The sequence below is a fragment of the Pontibacillus sp. HMF3514 genome (genome assembly GCF_009858175.1).
Lineage (GTDB): Bacteria > Bacillota > Bacilli > Bacillales > BH030062 > Pontibacillus.
Window position 1 is genome coordinate 3,181,823 of the sequence record NZ_CP047393.1, and the last position, 18,963, is coordinate 3,200,785.

Here is an 18,963-nt window from a genome sequence, read left to right on the forward strand (position 1 = left end):
TCACTCCGAACTAGTTCTTGATGCGGCTTATGTTGTCCGAAGTACATAAAGTTTATTCTGAAGTTATTCAATGGCGCTATGAGCTTCCTCTACATCTTCTTTCTAAAAGTAAAAGTTATGCTTTATGCATAACTCTCAATTTATATTTCTCTATTAAAGAGAATCTTTAAAGGATTCCTCTTTTGAGTATTTCGTTTTATAAAAAATGAAACAAGTGACCATTAACAATAATAAAATAATTATAGTTAAAGAAGCCTTAAGTAGTGAGTCGTCCTCTTCTTTTTCTCTTCCATTAGGAGTAAAAGATTTATTTTTTATGTTATCTTTTTTGTTGTCAAAATTTATTAAGGGAGATATCCCTTGAACATCTACCGCATTATTGCTTACTTTCAAATTCTCTGTATTTGTCACCTCATAGCTTAACCGCTCTTGAACTGGATGTGTAACATAAAGATTACGAGGTAATTTATCAATATCACCATAGTGAAATTCTGACAAACTTGAGATTTTAAAATTGTCAAAACCATAATCAAGAAGTTTCTTTGTATCGTCGTAAGCTATAGATTGCCTTTCACTATTCAAAGTGATCACGATAAGACTTAAGTTATTTCTTTTAGCAGAAGTAGCTAATGTAAAACCTGATTCGTCTACATATCCTGTTTTTCCACCTGTAATCCCTTCATACGGATCCTCTCGCATTAACTTATGATGAGTGTAAAGCGTGGTATCCCATGAATCTCCATCCCACTTTAATGTTTTCGTACCAAATAGCTCTCTGAAAATTTGATTCTTCATTGCATATTGTGTAATCTTGGCTAGATCTTTAGCAGTCGTAACGTGAGTGGGATTAAATAGTCCATGTGGATTAGCAAACGTTGTGTTCTCTACACCAACTTCACTAGTTAGATATTCATTCAGATCAGCAGCGAATTGTTCCACACTACCACTCAAATGCTGAGCAATTGCAACACCCGCATCATTACCAGAATTGATTAACAGTCCTTGTAGGAGCTTTTTCAGTGTAACTTTCTCTCCTTCATCAAGGTACACTCTCGTACCTTCAATAGATCTTGCCTCCTTGGGGACAGTTACCATTTCATCTAAGTTCCCTGTTTCAAGTGCGTAAATAGCCGTCGCAATTTTTGTTAAACTAGCCGGATACATTTCTTTTCCTGCATTTTTTGTGTAAAGCACTTTTCCAGAATTAAATTCCATCAGTATAGCTGCCTCACTATTTACTTTGGGTGGTAAAGGATCAGGTTTTGCAAAAGATTTCGGTATAGAAAATAAAAATGAAAAAAAGATTATTGTTATGATCAATAAAAATGGTTTTTTCATGATATCAACCTCTATGAGTTAAATAATAGAAACATATTATATGACTTAATAATTCTATAACTTTAACTAAAATATCTTTTTACTTGATTCTTTAATCCCATCAGGAGGATTATTAGCTTATATTGATCTCTATCTATCTTCTTTATTTTACAGAAAAATCTTTCAATTTATGAATTTTTTTAAGAAAATATTATCAGAATCCTTATTTTCAGGTACTTCCTCATAGAGATGAGTCATAATATTGGTATAATATGTAAAAAAGCTCACTTGATTCAAATGAAAACAAGTGAGCTTTTTTACTGTTAGTTTATTTTACTTTTTTTACATATAAAAAAACCACCAACATATGTATTGGTGGAGACGGTGGGAGTCGAACCCACGTCCAGAGATATCGTCACAATAGCTTCTACGAGCGTAGTCAGTATATTATGATTCGCTAACAATTCGACCTACTGACGGGCTTCCTTGTAGCTAGTCTTATTGGTCTCTTCGTTCATCCTAAGACGGCGAATGAACGCGTAGCCCACTTCAGTTTGAGACCCTTCAATCTACCACATGGGCGATGGCAGGAAGGATCCTCTAGGTCAGCTTATGCAGCTGCTAGAGAGAAATTGTTTTCTTTGCCAGTTATTATTGGCGTGGCACTTGACGCGTGACCATACGACTCGCTACTAAAGCTCGATCTATCCCTGTCGAATCCGTAACGTCCCCATATAAATAGTGGAGCAATTAACGGATAGGAGCTCTAGGCTCTCTATATTCAATTTGCTTTGTTTTCCTTCAACGACATTTATTATTATAACACGTCAGCACATTTTATCAAAGGAAACTGATGGAAATCCTATCGTTTCAAGCTATCTTTTACAGCGCGATCGATATCACGTTTAGCCTGCTTACGCTTCAGGTCTTCACGTTTATCATATTTCTTTTTACCTTTTCCTAGACCAATTAAAACCTTTGCTACACCATTTTTTATATACATTTTTAATGGCACGATGGAATACCCTTGTTGCTGGGTCTCACCGATCAGGCGATTAATTTCTTTTTTGTGTAAAAGAAGTTTTCGCATGCGGGTCGGTTCATGGTTAAACTGGTTACCTTGCTCGTAAGGAGAAATGTGCAGATTATGAAGGAACACTTCACCGTTTTTTACACGAGCAAATGAGTCTTTCATATTCACACGACCTGCACGGATCGATTTGATTTCTGTTCCTTGTAGAACTATCCCTGCTTCGAATGTATCTTCAATGAAAAAGTCATGATTCGCTTTTTTATTTCTCGCTATTGCATTTCCTTGTTGACCCTTTGGCATAATCGTTCCTCCTCATATTGCGTAACCTATATTGTATCAAATTCCTTTCACCTATTCCAATGAAACCACCTTTTAAGTGGAATGTTTTCTTTTGATTATTTTGATCTTTTAATTAGACTTTTAGGTGCTGTAAACTCTATTTTCATTTCATTTAAGCCCCCTTATCTGGAAGGATTGGAATCGAGATATAGGTTCGGAGGAGTCCTTTGCTATCGCGAGAGTAAGGGGTTCATTGAAACGGCGATACTCCTGCTGCCCCACACGACGTGGGGTAGGTCGACGTTGCCACACGATGTGGCGGTCTTAGTCGATCTTCATTATTTACTTTCAGCCTCCTCACTCACTTCGTTCCCTGCGGGGGTCTCGGCCGCCCTTTCTACCACTGGAGTTCGCCGTTTCCTTCACCCCTTGCTGTTATGGAGGTTAACGGACCAAAGGATAAGATCATGTAATATCATGCTTAAGGTGATTTTATTTTAGAAACTACCCCCCCTCTACATATAAGGCTTAAGATCACTTTAAGGAATATTTGATTTAACCACAGATTTTAAATCAGAAAACCTTATGATAGCTGCGGTTCCGTTAGTCACCATTCGGCTAAGGTGGGCTGGGAAACGGGCTGACTCCTCCGGAAAAACGGGCGAGCGAGACCCCGCAAGGAGCGTAGCGGATGAGGAGGCTCGATCGTTCGTCCGGGGAAAGCAGCCCGTTTCCCAGCCCGCCGATCTCCTCAAAAGCAACGGAACCACTCCGCACTAGCTTATTCAAGATAACTGCCATTTAACGGAATAAAATAATTAGTATTTTTTAGGGATTAGAGTTTATATAAGAAAAATTTTAATAATATTTTTAAATTTTGATGTCATTAAATAGACAGCCAAGCTTTCTCTATAATATGATATGGGTGGGAATTTACAGCAAAGGGGTTATCGTCGTGGAATGCGGGACTTTACACATAAAAGTTTTAACAGAAAGTGATATAAACACCCTGGAACAAATGGACACTGGAATTGAAGATGATTATGTACTACGTATTTTCCCCGACTTAATTAAACGGGAAAACAATGTAGTTTATGGTCTATTTGAAGATGATCAAATGATTTCTATTGCAGGATATACATTATTTGCGAATCAATACGCTATGCTTGGAAGATTACGTAGTGATCGTCGCTATACATCACAAGGGCATGCGACAAATCTTTTACGTTTTATTATTCGTGATTTGGAAGCGCTACCGAATATTAAATGGATTGGTGCTCATACAGAAGAAAACAACGAAGCAGCCAAAAAAGTAATGAGTAAACTTGGCATTCCTCAGGTTGTTACAACCCATCCTCTGATTTTAAAAAAACCATATCAAGTTGTAGGAACAGAGGGACCTATCTGGACCAGCGTTAGAGATACCAAAAGAAAACGTGAACTCTTAAAAAGTGTTGCGGATATTCCTTTAGGTGTCTTTCCTTATGAAGGCTACTATCCTGTTCCTTTTGATCAAGATTTATTTACAGATGATTATTTAGAAAGATCTTCATTTTACGTGAATGAGACTGAGGATCGTTTTATTATTGTGCAAGAGGATCAAAAGGGTCATCTTTATGCCAATGTAAAATACCTATGGGATGACCATCACGAACAACCTGGTTTTTGGGAAACGATTCAATATGAGCTGCAGCACCATCCAAATATTTATGGTGCATGGATAGATTTTTCACCAAAAGGATATCAAAACATCCCTTCCCTCCACCCTTATGAATGGAGTCAGGCTTGGGTTCTTTATGGAAAATGGGTTTAAATTTTAGAATAAGCTTTTCATTTAAAGATTTCTTTAATGGGAAGCTTTTTTTTATAAATTTATCAGATTAATGAACTCAGTCAATGAGAAAGCCATGACAGGCACGCTGTCATGGCTTTTAATCATTATTTCTTCTTCTTTTTATTACCTTTTTGGACATTTTGGTAAAACGGCTTGCCACCGTCTTTTTTCTTACCTTGCCCTTTACCTTGGTGTTTGCTTCGACCTTTACCTTTTTTGTCTCCACCTTTGCCACCTGAGCTCTCTTTCTTAGCATGGATGACTTTTGGTTTGTCAGGACGTGCACTAGGTTTGTTTTTCTTCGGAGGTTCCATACCTACGATTTCAAAGTCAACAACTCGTTCGTCCAGGTTAACTTTCTCTACTCGTACAGTTAGCTCGTCACCGATTCGGAAAACATTCCCTGTACGTTCACCGATCATGGCATATTGCTTCTCATCGAAATGATAGTAGTCATCTGTTAGATAGCTAACGTGTACAAGACCTTCAACTGTGTTTGGTAATTCTACGAAAAGTCCGAAGTTTGTAACAGAGCTTACGACACCTTCAAACTCTTGACCGATTTTGTCCTGCATATATTCTGCTTTTTTCAGATCATCTGTTTCGCGTTCAGCGTCAACGGCACGACGTTCACGCTCAGAGGAATGCTTCGCGATCTCAGGAATTTGATCTTTCCAATGTTGACGCGTTTTTTGGTCAAGCTTCCCTTCGATAATATAACGACGTATCAATCGGTGTACCGTTAAGTCAGGGTAACGTCGGATTGGTGACGTGAAGTGCGTGTAAAACTCAGTTGATAGACCAAAGTGACCCAGGTTTTTGTCGTCATATCGAGCTTGCTGCATGGAGCGAAGCATGAGTTTTGAGATTACCATATCTTCTTCGGTTCCTTTTACCGCTTCTAACACTTCCTGTAATGCCTTCGGATGCACGTCATCAGCTGAACCTTTTACGTTATAACCAAAGTTTGTAATGAATTCAAAGAAGTGCTGAAGTTTTGATGAATCTGGTTCTTCGTGCACACGGTGAATGAACGGAACGTCCATCCAATGAAAGTGTTCATCGACGGTTTCGTTAGCAGCTAGCATGAATTCCTCAATTAAACGCTCAGCAACAGAACGTTCACGAAGCACTACATCTTCTGCTTTCCCTTCCTCATCTACAAGGACTTGTGCTTCTTTAAAGTCAAAGTCAATTGCTCCGCGCTTTAAACGCTTCCTACGTAGAATGGAAGCGAGGTTTTCCATTTCCTTAAACATAGGCACAAGGGGTTCGTAACGTTGTTTCAGTTCCTCATCGTCATCTACAAGGATCTTCTTCACGTCGGAGTACGTCATACGTTCATCCGTCTTAATCACACTTTGGAAGATCTCATGGTTCACGACTTCCCCATCAGGGTTAATTTCCATTTCACAAGATAGTGTTAAACGATCCACCTGTGGATTCAAGGAACAAATTCCATTGGACAAACGATGTGGAATCATAGGAATGACACGGTCTACAAGATAAACACTTGTACCTCGTTCGCGCGCTTCTTTATCAATTGGAGAATCTTCCCCTACATAGTACGTAACGTCAGCAATGTGAACACCTAAATGATAGTTTCCATTATCCAACTTACGCACAGCTACTGCGTCATCCAAGTCCTTTGCGTCAGCACCATCAATGGTAACAATTTGTTCATCGCGGAGGTCACGACGGTTCTTAATTTCATCCTGGCTAATTTCATCAGGCGTTTGAGTAGCCTGCTCAATCACTTCATTCGGAAAATCTACCTGAATTCCATGCTTATGAATAATAGCTAAAATATCTATGCCAGGGTCGTTCTTATGACCAAGGATCTGCGTCACTTCACCCTCAGCACTCATGCGTCCTTCAGGGTATTTTGTTATTCGCACAATTACTTTATGTCCATCTACTGCGCCATTCGTAGCGCCTTTTGGAATGAAAATATCATTTGGAATGCGTTTATCATCCGCTATAACAAATCCGAAATATCCATTATCATCGTAAGTACCTACGATTTCATTTGTATTTCGTTCAATTATACGAATTACCGTTCCTTCTGGTCGCTTACCTTCATCAACTCGTGAATCAATACGAACAAGTACGCGGTCTCCATTCATAGCTGACTGAAGATCAGAGTGGTGGATATACACATCATCCTGATCCTCTTTATCTGGAATGAGGAAAGCAAAGCCTTTTGCGTGCATTTGAACTTTCCCGCGTATTAGGTTCATTTTTTCTGGAAGTCCGTAACGATTTTTACGTGTACGTACAAGCTCTCCTTCTTCCTCTAACTGGTTCAAGGTTTTCATTAGAGTGGTAAAGTCTTGTTCTTCTTCTATTCCGATTACTTCTTCTATTTCGTGGACAGATAATGGTCGAGCATTATCCTCATTAAAATGATCTAAAATTTGTTTTTTCAGCTGATCACTCATATATTCCACCGTCCTTTTCTACTATTCGTTACCTTTATTATTCCACTGACCAGTCCAAGGATTCTAAGAAGTTGAAAATATCTTCATGTAATTGTTCACGTTCTTTATCTAACGTGATAACATGTCCTGATTCTTTGTACCATTTGATTTCTTTTTGATCAGCTTCAACATTTTCATAAATATAATTCGCGCTTTCTGTATTAATCATTTCATCGTTTTCTGCTTGGACTACAAATGTTGGCGCATAGATCATATCAATGTTGTCATGTACGTCCTTAATCAACTTACCAAGTTCCTCAAAGGTTTTAGAAGGTGTTTCTAATAGTGTGTCAAGTTCTTCTTGGATTGTATCTTCAGATTTTTTCTCAAGCTGCTTGTATTCCTTTGCGAATTGCTTGAACCCTTTTTTTAGCTCTTCTTCATTGTCAAAAAACATCGGAGAGCACATTGGTGTTACACCTTTAATGGGTTCGCTATAAGCAAGCTTTAACCCGAGAACACCTCCTAGAGAGAGACCAGCTACAGCAATTTCTTCATAGCCTTTATCCTTTAAATGTTGCAATGCATTCTGAACATCTTTCCACCAGTCAGCTGGTGTGTATTTTAAAATTTCTTCTGCTGGTTGCCCATGTCCGCTCAAAATGGGAGCATGTGAAGTATAGCCTTTCTTTTCTAAATAACGGCCTAACATTCGAACATCTGCTGAATGGCCAGTAAAACCATGTAATAATAATACCGCACGATTTCCTGCTTCAAACGTAAATGGTTGTGGTTGTTTTATTTTCATCTTTCTACATCTCCTTTTATCTTCGCTGCAAATTCTATATATATGGTTAGTTTCGCCTGAACCATGGATTCATGTAAGCCTAATTAATTACCTATTGAGGAATATGGTTCCATCCTCTAAGAACGTATCCATATTACCATGAAAAAGTGGGAAAGCATAAGGAGAAGGTATTTAGGTAGGGGAGTTTTGGGGGAGTCAGCACTTATTCGGGCGATCGTGTCCTGGTTTCAGGCGGTCAGGAAGCATGTTCAGGCGATTATTGTGGGTTTTTAGGCGATCTCACCACGTTTCCGGGCTATCCTAGGACATTTTCAGGCGATTTCCCCCTATTTCCTGGCGAACCATTAAAAAAAGCAACGAGTATAAACTCGTTGCTTAGCCTACAACATAACCAAGTAAGAATGTTAAAACAAAGAATAAAACAGCAGTCACGATGGTTGCTTTATGCATAACCGCATCAATTCCGCGTGCTTTTTGTTTACCAAATAGTTGCTCAGCTCCACCTGAAATCGCTCCAGATAGACCTGCACTTTTACCAGATTGAAGAAGTACTAATGTAATCATTGCTATTGCATCTATTACAAGTAATGTAACGACAACTCCGTACATGTGATCCACCTCCTATAAGACGTGCAAATACCTACAGATAAATTTAGCATAAAACAAGCATTTGGGCAACAACATCTTCCATGCGAATTTTTTCAAAATTATTTTATTTTGCATATTAGTTGAACCTTTATTGATTATTTGATATCTTTTGATTGGTTTTGATTGAATATGATTATTTATGAAAAGGCTTCCTTATTAAAATAATGGATCGGAGGGATTCCTATATTAACACCTCAACGCCATCAAATTATACTAAACCTACTTAAAGAACAAGAAACAGCCAAAATTCAGGAGCTAGTGGATGCTACTGGCGCTTCTGAAGCAACTATACGAAGAGATCTTAGTCAGTTGGAGAATGAAAACAAACTTAAGCGGGTTCATGGTGGTGCATCTGTGCTTCACCAAAAAAGTGAAGAATTAAGCATTCCAGAGAAATCAACGAAATACTTAGACCAAAAGCAACTTATAGCCCGTTATGCAGCTAGTCTGATACGTGAAGATGATTGTATTTTTCTTGATGCTGGAACAACAACGTATCAAATGATTCCCTATTTAAAAGATCGGAACATCACAGTTGTAACAAATGGATTATCTCTACTTGAAGCATTGATGGAATATAAGGTTCAGACGTATTTAACTGGGGGTTTTGTAAAATATAAAACAAAAGCCCTTGTTGGTCAGGGAGCGTATCATACGCTATCCCAGTACCGTTTCGATAAATGCTTCCTTGGCGTAAATGGTGTCCATCCAAGCCATGGTTATACCACTCCAGATCCAGAAGAAGCATTCATCAAACAGTCTGCTTTGTCACAATCACAGGAAGCTTATGTGCTTGGTGATGCTTCCAAACTAAATGAAGTTACGTTTGCTAAAATTGCAGACCTATCACAAGCCCAGTTCATAACGAATGAAACACAACAAGAAAGGATAATACCTTTCCAAGAGAAAACGACAGTAAAGGTTGTGACATCATGATTTATACCGTTACATTAAGCCCTTCAGTTGATTATATTATGCATGTTGATCAGTTTCATGAAGGAGAGTTAAACCGAGCTTCGAAAACGTTTTATTATGCGGGAGGAAAAGGGATCAACGTGTCTCGCGTTCTCAAACGATTAGATATTCAAAACACAGCACTCGGTTATATTGGTGGCTTTACTGGCAGATTTATAGAAGAATATCTTGAATCTGAACATGTAGAACACCAATTCATAGAAACTAAGCATCCTACACGCGTAAACGTAAAGCTTAAATCAGATGAAGAATCTGAAATCAACGGGCCTGGCCCTGACATTTCAGAAGAGCAACAAAATCAACTATTACAACAAGTGGATCAACTACAACCTGATGACTATCTTGTAGTCGCTGGAAGTATTCCGAAAACAATTCCTGCAACCTTCTATAAGGAAATGGCAAAGCGTTGTGATCAAAATGATGCTCATTTCATTGCTGACACCTCAGGTAAAGCATTAGAAGAGCTTGTTGGACTCCGCACATTTTTACTTAAGCCAAATCATCATGAACTTGGTGAGCTTTTTAACACAAGCATAGAAACCCAGGAGGATGCCATCACATATGCTCGCAAACTTGTTGATCAAGGTGCTGAGCATGTCATTGTTTCCATGGGGGGACAAGGAGCAATTCTTGTTAGTAAGGATGATACATATTCTTGTAACGTTCCTAAAGGGACAGTCAAAAACTCAGTTGGAGCTGGGGACTCGGTTGTCTCAGGATTTCTTGCTTCTTACCGCCAAAACAAAGATCTCATCCAAGCATTTAAACAAGGTGTTGCTGCCGGAAGCGCCACAGCTTTTAATAACGACCTAGGCACCAAAGAAGATATAGAGAAACTTCTATCCGAGATTGAAGTTCAAGAACATGCATAAAAGGAGGTAAGAATCGTGAAAATTACTGATTTATTAAAAAGAGACACCATGATTTTAGAGCTTGATTCAGACTCAAAGCCTGAAATTATAGATGAATTAGTTTCAAAGTTAGATGAAGCTGGTCGTTTGAATGACAAGGAAGAATTCAAACAAGCTATTCAAGCTCGTGAAGATCAGAGTACAACAGGTATTGGCGAAGGTGTAGCGATTCCACACGCTAAAACAGCAGCTGTAAAAGAACCAGCGATAGCGTTTGCTCGCTCCCAAAATGGCGCTGATTATGAATCACTTGACGGTCAGCCTACCCATTTATTCTTTATGATTGCAGCTTCTGAAGGGGCCAACCAAGAGCACTTAGAAACGCTTTCTAGCCTATCTTCCTTATTAATGGATGCAAGCTTCCGGGAAAAACTTTTAGAAGCAGAGTCCAAAGATAAAATCATTCAACTTATCAACGATAAAGAATCCGAAGGTGATGAGGAAGAAGAAGCAGAAGAGGAAACCACTTCAGAAGATCATGAAGAAGCTTATGTCGTAGCTGTTACAGCATGTCCTACAGGAATTGCCCACACGTACATGGCTGCAGATAAGTTAAAAGAAACAGCTAAAGAAATGGGAATAAAAATTAAAATTGAAACAAACGGTTCAAGCGGTGTAAAAAACGCTCTTACTAGTGAAGACATTGAAAAAGCTACCGGTGTCATCGTTGCAGCTGATATAGAAGTTGAGACGGATCGTTTTAAAGGAAAACCAACTTTAACAGTCCCAGTCGCAAAAGGAATTCACGAACCGAAGAATCTAATAGAGAAAGCTGCAAAGGGAGACGCACCGATTTATGAAGGTGGCGGTAATGCAGCCGATGGCGAAGAAGGCGAAGATGGATCCTTTGTAGGTGGAGGCGAGAAAAAAGGCTTCTACAAACACTTAATGAACGGTGTTTCCAACATGCTTCCATTCGTTGTAGGTGGCGGTATTTTAATTGCCTTATCATTCTTCTGGGGAATTGAAGCAACGGACCCTGAATCTCCAGAGTATAACCAATTTGCAGCGTGGTTATCGACCATTGGTGGCGGAAAAGCTTTCTTCTTACTTGTTCCGGTATTAGCAGGCTTTATTGCACAAAGTATTGCTGGTCGACCAGGTTTGGCTCCAGGTATGGTTGGTGGTCTCATAGCCATACAAGAAACTGGTGGTATTGAAGGTGCAGGAAATGGTTCTGGTTTCTTAGGAGGTCTAATCGCTGGTTTCCTAGCAGGTTATGTTGTGCTACTCATACAAAAAGCATTGACAGTATTACCAGAGACATTAGATGGATTGAAACCTGTTCTGTTTTATCCTGTATTCGGCTTACTCATTACAGGTTTAATTATGATTTTAATCAACCCACCTCTTGTATCCATTTACGCAGGATTACAAAACTGGTTAGATGGATTAGGGAATTTAAATATCGTTCTAGGCTTACTATTAGGCGGAATGATGGCTGTTGATATGGGTGGCCCTGTTAACAAAGCAGCTTACACATTTGGTTTAGCTATGATTGATGCGAATAACTATGCTCCAATTGCAGCTATTATGGCTGGCGGTATGGTGCCACCACTTGGACTAGCACTAGCTACAACATTCTTTAAGAGCAAGTTTACTAAGCAAGAGCGCGAAACAGGAAAAACAGCATATGCAATGGGAGCCTCCTTTATAACAGAAGGCGCAATTCCATTCGCAGCAGCTGATCCGGCACGTGTAATCACATCTTCCGTAATTGGTTCAGCTATTACAGGTGCATTAGTCATGTTATTTGGCATTACATTGCGCGCTCCACACGGCGGTATCTTTGTATTCCCTTTTGTAAACAGTAACGTTGACGCATTTAGCGGTGGAATTATGGCACCTCTATTCTACTCCATCGCAATTATTGCAGGCTCTGTTGTTACAGCAGTTTTAGTTGGTTTATTAAAAAAAGATGCTAAAACCGCTTAAATCATGTATCATGTTAAAGTGAATTTTTAGATTGGTCAGGAGGTTTTTATCATGGTCGAACAAACAATGACAATTACATCAGAAGACGGTGTCCATGCACGTCCTGCAACCGTACTAGTTCAGACGGCTGGTCAGTATAAAGCGGATGTAAACCTTGAGTATAACGGGAAATCCGTGAACCTTAAATCCATTATGGGCATTATGTCTCTTGGGATTCCATCTGGAGCTGAAGTTAAGATCAAAGCTGATGGATCGGATGAAGAAGATGCACTGAATGCTGTTGCGGAATCCATGAAAAAAGAAAATCTGGGGGAATAATTCATGAGTCACATCAAAGGAATCGGAGCATCCAGCGGTATAGCTATTGCGAAAGCATATCGCATGGAAGCACCTGATCTTTCATACGATAAAAAAGATATTGATAGTCCTGAACAAGAAGTTCAACGCTTCCAGGATGCAATCGAGACATCTAAAGGTGAACTTGAAAAGATTAAAGATCACGCTCTAAAAACATTAGGAGAGGAAAAAGCGGAGATCTTCTCTGCTCATCTACTTGTTTTAAGTGATCCAGAACTACTTCAGCCAATCCAAGATAAAATCAAATCAGACAATGTGAATGCTGAAGCTGCACTTGATGAAACAGCAAACATGTTCATCGACATGTTCAAAAACATGGATAATGAATACATGCGCGAGCGCGCTGCAGACATTCAGGACGTAACGAAGCGTGTTATGGCTCACCTTCTTAACGTTACATTCCCTGACCCTGCATTAATTGATGAAAAAGTTGTTATTGTCGCTGAAGACTTAACACCTTCTGATACAGCTCAATTAAACAAAGAGTTCGTACAAGGCTTCACAACAGATATTGGTGGTCGTACATCTCACTCTGCTATCATGGCTCGTTCTCTTGAAATTCCAGCAGTTGTTGGAACAAAAGAAGTAACAGAAACGATTAATCAAAATGATATGGTGATCGTAGATGGTATTGATGGCAACGTAATCGTAAATCCATCTGATGAACAAATTGAAGCGTACAAGCAAAAACAAGCAGACTTCGAAAAGCAGAAACAAGAGTGGGCGAAGCTAAAAGATGAGTCTACAAAAACTGCTGATGGTCAACATGTTGAGCTTGTTGCAAACATCGGTACTCCAGACGATGTAGACGGCGTACATGGTAATGGCGGCGAAGGTGTCGGCCTTTATCGCACAGAGTTCCTATACATGGGTAAAAGCCAGCTTCCAACTGAAGAAGAGCAATATGAAGCTTACAAATCTGTTCTTGAATCAATGGGATCAGATAAGCCTGTAGTTGTTCGTACACTAGATATTGGTGGCGACAAAGAGCTTGAATATCTTGATCTTCCTGATGAAATGAACCCATTCCTTGGCTACCGTGCGATTCGCTTATGCTTAGAACGTGACGATATTTTCCGTACACAGCTTCGTGCATTACTACGCGCTAGCGTTTATGGAAACTTAAAGATCATGTTCCCAATGATCGCTACACTTGGTGAGTTCCGTCAGGCAAAAGCAATTCTTGAAGAAGAGAAAGCAAACTTACAATCTGAAGGTACTGAGGTTTCAGATAGTATCGAAGTAGGTATGATGGTTGAGATCCCAGCAACAGCTGTCATCGCAAAGCAGTTTGCGAAAGAGGTTGACTTCTTCTCTATCGGAACAAACGACTTAATTCAATATACAATGGCTGCTGACCGTATGAACGAACGCGTTTCTTACCTATACCAGCCATACAACCCAGCGATTTTAAATCTAATCAATAACGTCATCGAAGCAGCACACGCTGAAGGCAAATGGGCCGGCATGTGCGGTGAAATGGCAGGAGACGAAATCGCAATCCCTATCCTTCTTGGCTTAGGCTTAGATGAATTCAGTATGAGCGCTACATCTATCCTACCAGCTCGTACACAGATCCTTAGCCTTTCTAAAGAAGAAATGGCATCTTATAAAGATGAAATTCTTTCAAAAGATACATCTGAAGAGGTTGTTGAATTTGTTAAGGAAAAGACGGGTCAGAAATAAGACTCTTTCATATGAAAACACCCCTGCAAGCTAGTTTGCAGGGGTGTTTTAGTTTTTTTTGGGGGTTCTCTAGGGTCGGCGCTGCTTTCACTCGTGTCAGCGAATCCTCCCTCAAAAAATATAAAAACTCACATAAAAAAACGCTGGCTTCAGCCAACGTTCCCTTACATTTTCCTCAGCAATATATGATCTACAAAGTGATCGGAGTCTTTTTGCAAAATCAGATCAGCTCGTTTCCGGGTGGTGCGAATGTTTTCACGTAAGTTTTTCAAGTTAATACGATTCCAGATATCCTCTGCAATCTCTATCGCTTCTTCATCTGTTAAATCCGCATACTTATGGAAATAGGATTTTTCATCCTGGAATGCTGTATCACGAAGCTTCATAAAGCGGTTGATGTACCATTTTTTCAAGTAGTCCTCATGAGCATCCACATAAATACTAAAATCGAAAAAGTCGGATACATAGGTTTCAGGCTCCGCTTTTTTCGGTTTTGGCGTTTGAAGTACATTAATGCCTTCCACAATGACGATATCAGGTTGATCGAGTACTTGTACTTCATCTTCCAAAATATCATAAGTGAGATGCGAGTATACAGGTGCTGTAACATGACGATTGCCAGATTTCAGTTCACCTAACACATTAAGAAGCTTCTTGGTATTATAGCTCTCAGGAAACCCTTTTCGATTCATAATACCGCGCTCTTCAAGCACTTTATTCGGATATAGAAAACCATCCGTTGTTAAAATATCAACATTGGGATGATGATGCCATTCCTTTAATAGAGCTTGTATGATACGGGAGCTTGTACTTTTACCAACTGCCACACTTCCCGCAATACCAATAATAAAAGGGACTTTCTTGGTCTGTTTCCCTAGAAAGGTATCTGTGACGGTGTGCAGCTGTTGAGATGCACGTGTATATAAGTTGAGAAGTCGACTCAGAGGAAGATAGACATTTGAGACCTCTTCCATTGTAAGCGCTTCATTTATACCTTTTAGATTTTCTAATTGTTCAGCAGAAATGGTCATCGGTACATTTGCCTTTAACTTGGACCATTCCTCTTTATCAAATGATATATAGGGTGAACTCATCTTCGAACACTTACCTTTTCTTAATTTAAACGTATATCTAATACCATATCACAACATTCTAGTAGTTTGGCAAGTATTTAAGAAAACTAAAAAAAATTCGCCTATGACCAAATCATAGACGAACCCCGATCTTTTATTCTAATACATGCTTTCAGCTACGTTAATCAATTCTTCCTTGTCTATGGAGTTAACTGTGTGTAAGAATACGGGTTATCCATGTTTAAAAACAGCTAGGCTATAATGGTTTCTTGAATCGCATCAGCACAGTCTGAATCTTTTTTAGAATGCTTTTTGCAGTTCGATAGGGGCTTTCATAGATTTTTATGAGTTCTGTAAAAGCTTGCTGATTCCCTCTCCTAGCTTTTTTCACAAGCTTTTTCATTTCGTTCACCTCACTTTACGTTACTTATTAGATTGCGCAAGACTCTTTCTGGTTCAAAAAAAGTTATGTAGTTGTTCTAGTATAATAAAACTCCAACCTTAAATATAGGCTGGAGTTCACTCATTTATGATGCTGAAGATTTAGGATCTTTCTCAAAATTCTCTACTACTGGACGATCTCCATATTTTAATTCACGAATGGAAAAACCGAAATCCATTTGAAGATGTGGATAGTCTTTGAAAGAGGACCAATCCCCTCCCCATTCAAAACCGATATCTTTTGCAATAGCGACGACTTCCATCCAATCTGCCTCTCCATTGCCATTTCCATCATGTTTCATATCCCAAATTACATTTCCATTGTCTAGCTGTAAAGCAAAATCAATAGCGAGTCCATAATTGTGGTAAGACCCTCCACCTTTTACATGGGTTACGATATTCCCTGATTTGGAGCGACCTTTTTCATACAAGGCATTTTGCTCTTCTTTGGAGCGATGACCATCCGTAATAATGATTTTGATCCCTTTTTCTTTCGTTAAATCTATTAATCGTTCTTTCGCTTTTTGAACAGTTGGGTGAAGAGTATCTGGTAAAGGAACTTCCTCTTTCTTAATAGGGGGTGGTGCTGAAGTGGTCTTCGTAATCGTGGTTATATCAGTAGAATCATAGTTCTCTAGTTCAGGCATAAGAACCACAACAACAAATCCTACACTTACCAAAAACAGTAGCACCGCAAACAGATTCGATAGGATTCTCAATCAAACCCGATCCTCTCAACATAATATTTTCATATAATAATTGTATCATATGATAGAAAGACTAGAAATATTTGAGAATTGGCAAACAAAAAAGAAGCTACTAGTTTGCAGGTTAGCACGGAGCAAGAAAAGTTGTTCGTGTCCTCAAAAAGAGAAGTAATTGATAAAAGTTATTCAATTAAATGGCAGTTATCTGGAATAACTGTTTTAGTGAGAGAGGCGGTTCCGTTGCTATTGTGGAGTACGGTGGGCTTGGGAACGGGTTGCTTTCCCCGGACGAACGATCGAGCCTCCTCATACGCTACGCTTCTTGCGGGGTCTCGCTCGCCCGTTTTTCCGGAGGAGTCAACCCGTTCCCAAGCCCACCTTAGCCGAATGGAGATTAACGGAACCGCAGCGATAATGTGAGGAAATGCTTGCGGACAATTGTTCCGTTATTTGACCTTAAAATGACTTTCTTACGGACATTTATTCCGTTATTTGCATCAAATCACCTTGAATAAGCCCAATTTGTCATAAATAAGGTACCATATGTCCGTAACGACTCTCGAAATGCCTTAAAAGTTCAAAATAACGGAACCCCTCCCCCTCATAAAAGCAACGGACCTTCACCGCACAATATCTCGAAATCAAGTCTTCCACATAAGGGGGCTATAATAGATAAAGATCTTTCAATAAACAAAAACGCAACCCTCTTCATAAGGGTTGCGCTTATTACACTTATTCAGGCTTATCAACAACAGTCAGTTCTCCCGTTTCTGGAGAGATGACTAGACCATGTACTGGTGTGTTTTCAGGTAAGAATGGATGTTTACGAATCATATCAACAGAGTTTTGTACGTTCTCTTCAACATCATCGAACCCTTTTAACCACTTCTCTACATCTACACCAGCATAACTTAATGTATCGAGACTGTTTTGATCCATACCATTTTGTAAAGCTTTCTCGATAATCGGATCAGCATTCATCCCTGTCATGCCACAGCCATAGTGGCCGATCACTGCTACCTCATCAGCTTGTAGTTCATAAAGAGCGACAAGAATGCTTCTCATCGTACTTCCAAATGGGTGAGAAATAACCGCTCCAGCATTTTTAATTATTTTCGCATCGCCATTTGCTACATTCATGGCTTGTGGAAGCAGTTCGATTAAGCGTGTATCCATACACGTTAAAATCACAAGCTTTTTGTCAGGAAACTTGGTTGTCTGATATTTTTCATATTCTTTGTTTTGCACAAACTCTTTGTTGTATTCAAGAATGGAATCCATAATAGACATATTTTATACTCTCCTTACTCTTCTAGTATTCACTATGATAATATCCTAATACTTTTTCTCTCTCATGTACAGTTTTAACTTGGGCATAATAGGGAAGCGAAAGGAGTTTATTTATGACACGAAAAGCTGTATTTTTGGATCGAGATGGTGTTATTAATGAAGTTTTAACAGAGCGAGTCAAGTTTGTTAACCGTCCAGAGCACCTTCACTTTTTACCTCAAGTTCCAGAAGCCATTAAAAAGTTAAATGATTCTGAGTTATTTGAGCTCATTGCTGTAGTCACAAACCAGGGCGGTGTTGGGTTAGGCTACCTTAAAGAAGATATGTTAGATAAAATCCATGAGCATATGGTGTCGGAACTCAAAAAAGAGGATGCCATTATTCATGAGGTTGCATGCTGTACCCATAAACCAAAAGAAGGCTGCGCTTGCCGCAAACCTGGCAGTCTTATGATTGAAGAATTGGCTGAAAAGCATGATATTGATCTCGCCTCATCTTATATGGTTGGAGATCGTGAGCCTGATATTCAGGCAGGTCAAAATGCTGGAACAAAGCTTGTGTTTATCGGTGATGATTTAGAAGGAGTAGATGCGATTTATTCCAATTTAGCTGAAGCTGTGGATTGGATTATAGAAGATGCTAAAAAGCAATAAAAACCCCCCTTCATTGTAAAAAGGGGGATATAACTTACTTGTAAAGTGTTCGTTTTAAACTTTCATATACTTCCGTCCAAAGAGCATTATTTTCTCGATAAGCTTTGGTTAAAAAGAGGATCATTTCTCGCTGCTTTTCTTCAAAATCTGGACTATCTTGAGAAGGAAGATTCTCGCGAGATTCATCAACTAATTCCTGCAGTTGTGGTGCTCTAGGTCCCCAAACCGCTTTTTGCTCTCCATCTGAATTGAAGAAAATAAAGATTGGGATGGATCTAGATCCATTCGTTAAATATTGGTCCATTAATTCAGGGTGTTCGTCTCGTGGTAACATACGCACATTGATGTTCGCAGCTTCACAAATCCGAAGTAAGATCGGGATATTGAGCATCGCATCTCCGCACCAGTCTTCCGTTATGACGAGTACACTTAGATTCTGATCCTTAAGATATTTGAAAAAGTCCTGATCATCAGGCAGATCAAACGTTTTATATACATACACGAGGTTGTCTTGGTGCTTATTCATGGCACTCACATATTCTTGGGGAGCCATCCCTTTTTCGAACCATTCTTTTAAATTCACGCTGCCACCTCCG

16 protein-coding genes and 1 other RNA gene are annotated in these 18,963 nt (G+C 39.3%); 7 read left to right on the forward strand and 10 right to left on the reverse strand.

The features are described 5' to 3' along the window. Positions 1–153 precede the first annotated feature (153 nt). The 3 genes from GS400_RS16360 to smpB all read right to left on the reverse strand — a co-directional run bounded on the left by GS400_RS16360 (position 154) and on the right by smpB (position 2,650). Positions 154–1,338, reverse strand: coding sequence for a D-alanyl-D-alanine carboxypeptidase family protein (locus GS400_RS16360; RefSeq protein WP_160103560.1), 1,185 nt, complete (start codon positions 1,336–1,338; stop codon positions 154–156). Positions 1,339–1,690: 352 nt separating this feature from the next. After that, positions 1,691–2,049, reverse strand: a transfer-messenger RNA (tmRNA) gene (gene ssrA / locus GS400_RS16365). Positions 2,050–2,179: 130 nt separating this feature from the next. Continuing rightward, on the reverse strand, positions 2,180–2,650 hold the full coding sequence (smpB, locus tag GS400_RS16370) for an SsrA-binding protein SmpB (RefSeq protein WP_160103562.1): 471 nt from the start codon (positions 2,648–2,650) through the stop codon (positions 2,180–2,182). Positions 2,651–3,647: 997 nt separating this feature from the next. On the opposite strand from smpB, the gene GS400_RS16375 reads away from it, so the two are divergent. Beyond that, a complete protein-coding gene (locus GS400_RS16375) occupies positions 3,648–4,442 on the forward strand; it encodes a GNAT family N-acetyltransferase (protein ID WP_160103564.1) in 795 nt (264 codons plus the stop codon). 125 nt (positions 4,443–4,567) lie between these two features. On the opposite strand, the gene rnr is transcribed toward GS400_RS16375, so the two are convergent. From rnr to secG, 3 genes are all read right to left on the reverse strand, one after another. Further along, positions 4,568–6,904, reverse strand: coding sequence for a ribonuclease R (rnr, locus tag GS400_RS16380; RefSeq protein ID WP_160103566.1), 2,337 nt, complete (start codon positions 6,902–6,904; stop codon positions 4,568–4,570). Between the two features lie 37 nt (positions 6,905–6,941). Continuing rightward, entirely contained in the window at positions 6,942–7,691 is a 750-nt protein-coding gene (locus tag GS400_RS16385; protein ID WP_160103568.1) for an alpha/beta hydrolase, read from the reverse strand. A gap of 375 nt (positions 7,692–8,066) precedes the next feature. Beyond that, positions 8,067–8,300: a preprotein translocase subunit SecG gene (gene secG, locus GS400_RS16390; RefSeq protein WP_027445789.1), complete on the reverse strand. Its 234-nt coding sequence runs from the start codon at positions 8,298–8,300 to the stop codon at positions 8,067–8,069. A gap of 222 nt (positions 8,301–8,522) precedes the next feature. Between secG and GS400_RS16395 the strand changes: the two genes are divergently transcribed. The 5 genes from GS400_RS16395 to ptsP are packed head-to-tail and all read left to right on the forward strand — an operon-like array spanning position 8,523 to position 14,203. Then, complete coding sequence (locus GS400_RS16395) at positions 8,523–9,275, forward strand: DeoR/GlpR family DNA-binding transcription regulator (protein WP_160104666.1); 753 nt, start codon at positions 8,523–8,525, stop codon at positions 9,273–9,275. Further along, the gene (pfkB, locus tag GS400_RS16400) at positions 9,272–10,186 is read left to right on the forward strand and encodes a 1-phosphofructokinase (RefSeq protein WP_160103570.1); all 915 of its coding nucleotides are present in this window, start codon (positions 9,272–9,274) and stop codon (positions 10,184–10,186) included. The genes GS400_RS16395 and pfkB overlap by 4 nt, the downstream gene beginning before the upstream one ends. Positions 10,187–10,201: 15 nt before the next feature. Continuing rightward, the gene (locus GS400_RS16405; RefSeq protein WP_160103572.1) at positions 10,202–12,160 is read left to right on the forward strand and encodes a PTS fructose transporter subunit IIABC; all 1,959 of its coding nucleotides are present in this window, start codon (positions 10,202–10,204) and stop codon (positions 12,158–12,160) included. A 51-nt stretch (positions 12,161–12,211) separates the two neighbouring features. Then, positions 12,212–12,478 carry a phosphocarrier protein HPr gene (locus GS400_RS16410; protein ID WP_160103574.1) on the forward strand — a complete coding sequence of 89 codons (267 nt, stop codon included), beginning with the start codon at positions 12,212–12,214 and terminating at the stop codon, positions 12,476–12,478. A 3-nt stretch (positions 12,479–12,481) separates the two neighbouring features. Then, positions 12,482–14,203 carry a phosphoenolpyruvate--protein phosphotransferase gene (gene ptsP / locus GS400_RS16415; protein WP_160103576.1) on the forward strand — a complete coding sequence of 574 codons (1,722 nt, stop codon included), beginning with the start codon at positions 12,482–12,484 and terminating at the stop codon, positions 14,201–14,203. A 164-nt stretch (positions 14,204–14,367) separates the two neighbouring features. On the opposite strand, the gene coaA is transcribed toward ptsP, so the two are convergent. The 3 genes from coaA to GS400_RS16430 all read right to left on the reverse strand — a co-directional run bounded on the left by coaA (position 14,368) and on the right by GS400_RS16430 (position 17,714). After that, the gene (coaA, locus tag GS400_RS16420) at positions 14,368–15,297 is read right to left on the reverse strand and encodes a type I pantothenate kinase (RefSeq protein WP_160103578.1); all 930 of its coding nucleotides are present in this window, start codon (positions 15,295–15,297) and stop codon (positions 14,368–14,370) included. Positions 15,298–15,803: 506 nt separating this feature from the next. Beyond that, on the reverse strand, positions 15,804–16,409 hold the full coding sequence (locus GS400_RS16425) for a M15 family metallopeptidase (protein WP_236561000.1): 606 nt from the start codon (positions 16,407–16,409) through the stop codon (positions 15,804–15,806). Between the two features lie 747 nt (positions 16,410–17,156). Further along, positions 17,157–17,714: a beta-class carbonic anhydrase gene (locus GS400_RS16430; RefSeq protein WP_160103580.1), complete on the reverse strand. Its 558-nt coding sequence runs from the start codon at positions 17,712–17,714 to the stop codon at positions 17,157–17,159. A gap of 113 nt (positions 17,715–17,827) precedes the next feature. Between GS400_RS16430 and GS400_RS16435 the strand changes: the two genes are divergently transcribed. Further along, on the forward strand, positions 17,828–18,367 hold the full coding sequence (locus GS400_RS16435) for a D-glycero-alpha-D-manno-heptose-1,7-bisphosphate 7-phosphatase (RefSeq protein ID WP_160103582.1): 540 nt from the start codon (positions 17,828–17,830) through the stop codon (positions 18,365–18,367). Between the two features lie 34 nt (positions 18,368–18,401). Here GS400_RS16435 and GS400_RS16440 read toward each other — a convergent pair whose 3' ends face one another. After that, positions 18,402–18,950, reverse strand: coding sequence for a thioredoxin family protein (locus GS400_RS16440; protein ID WP_160103584.1), 549 nt, complete (start codon positions 18,948–18,950; stop codon positions 18,402–18,404). Positions 18,951–18,963 lie beyond the last annotated feature (13 nt).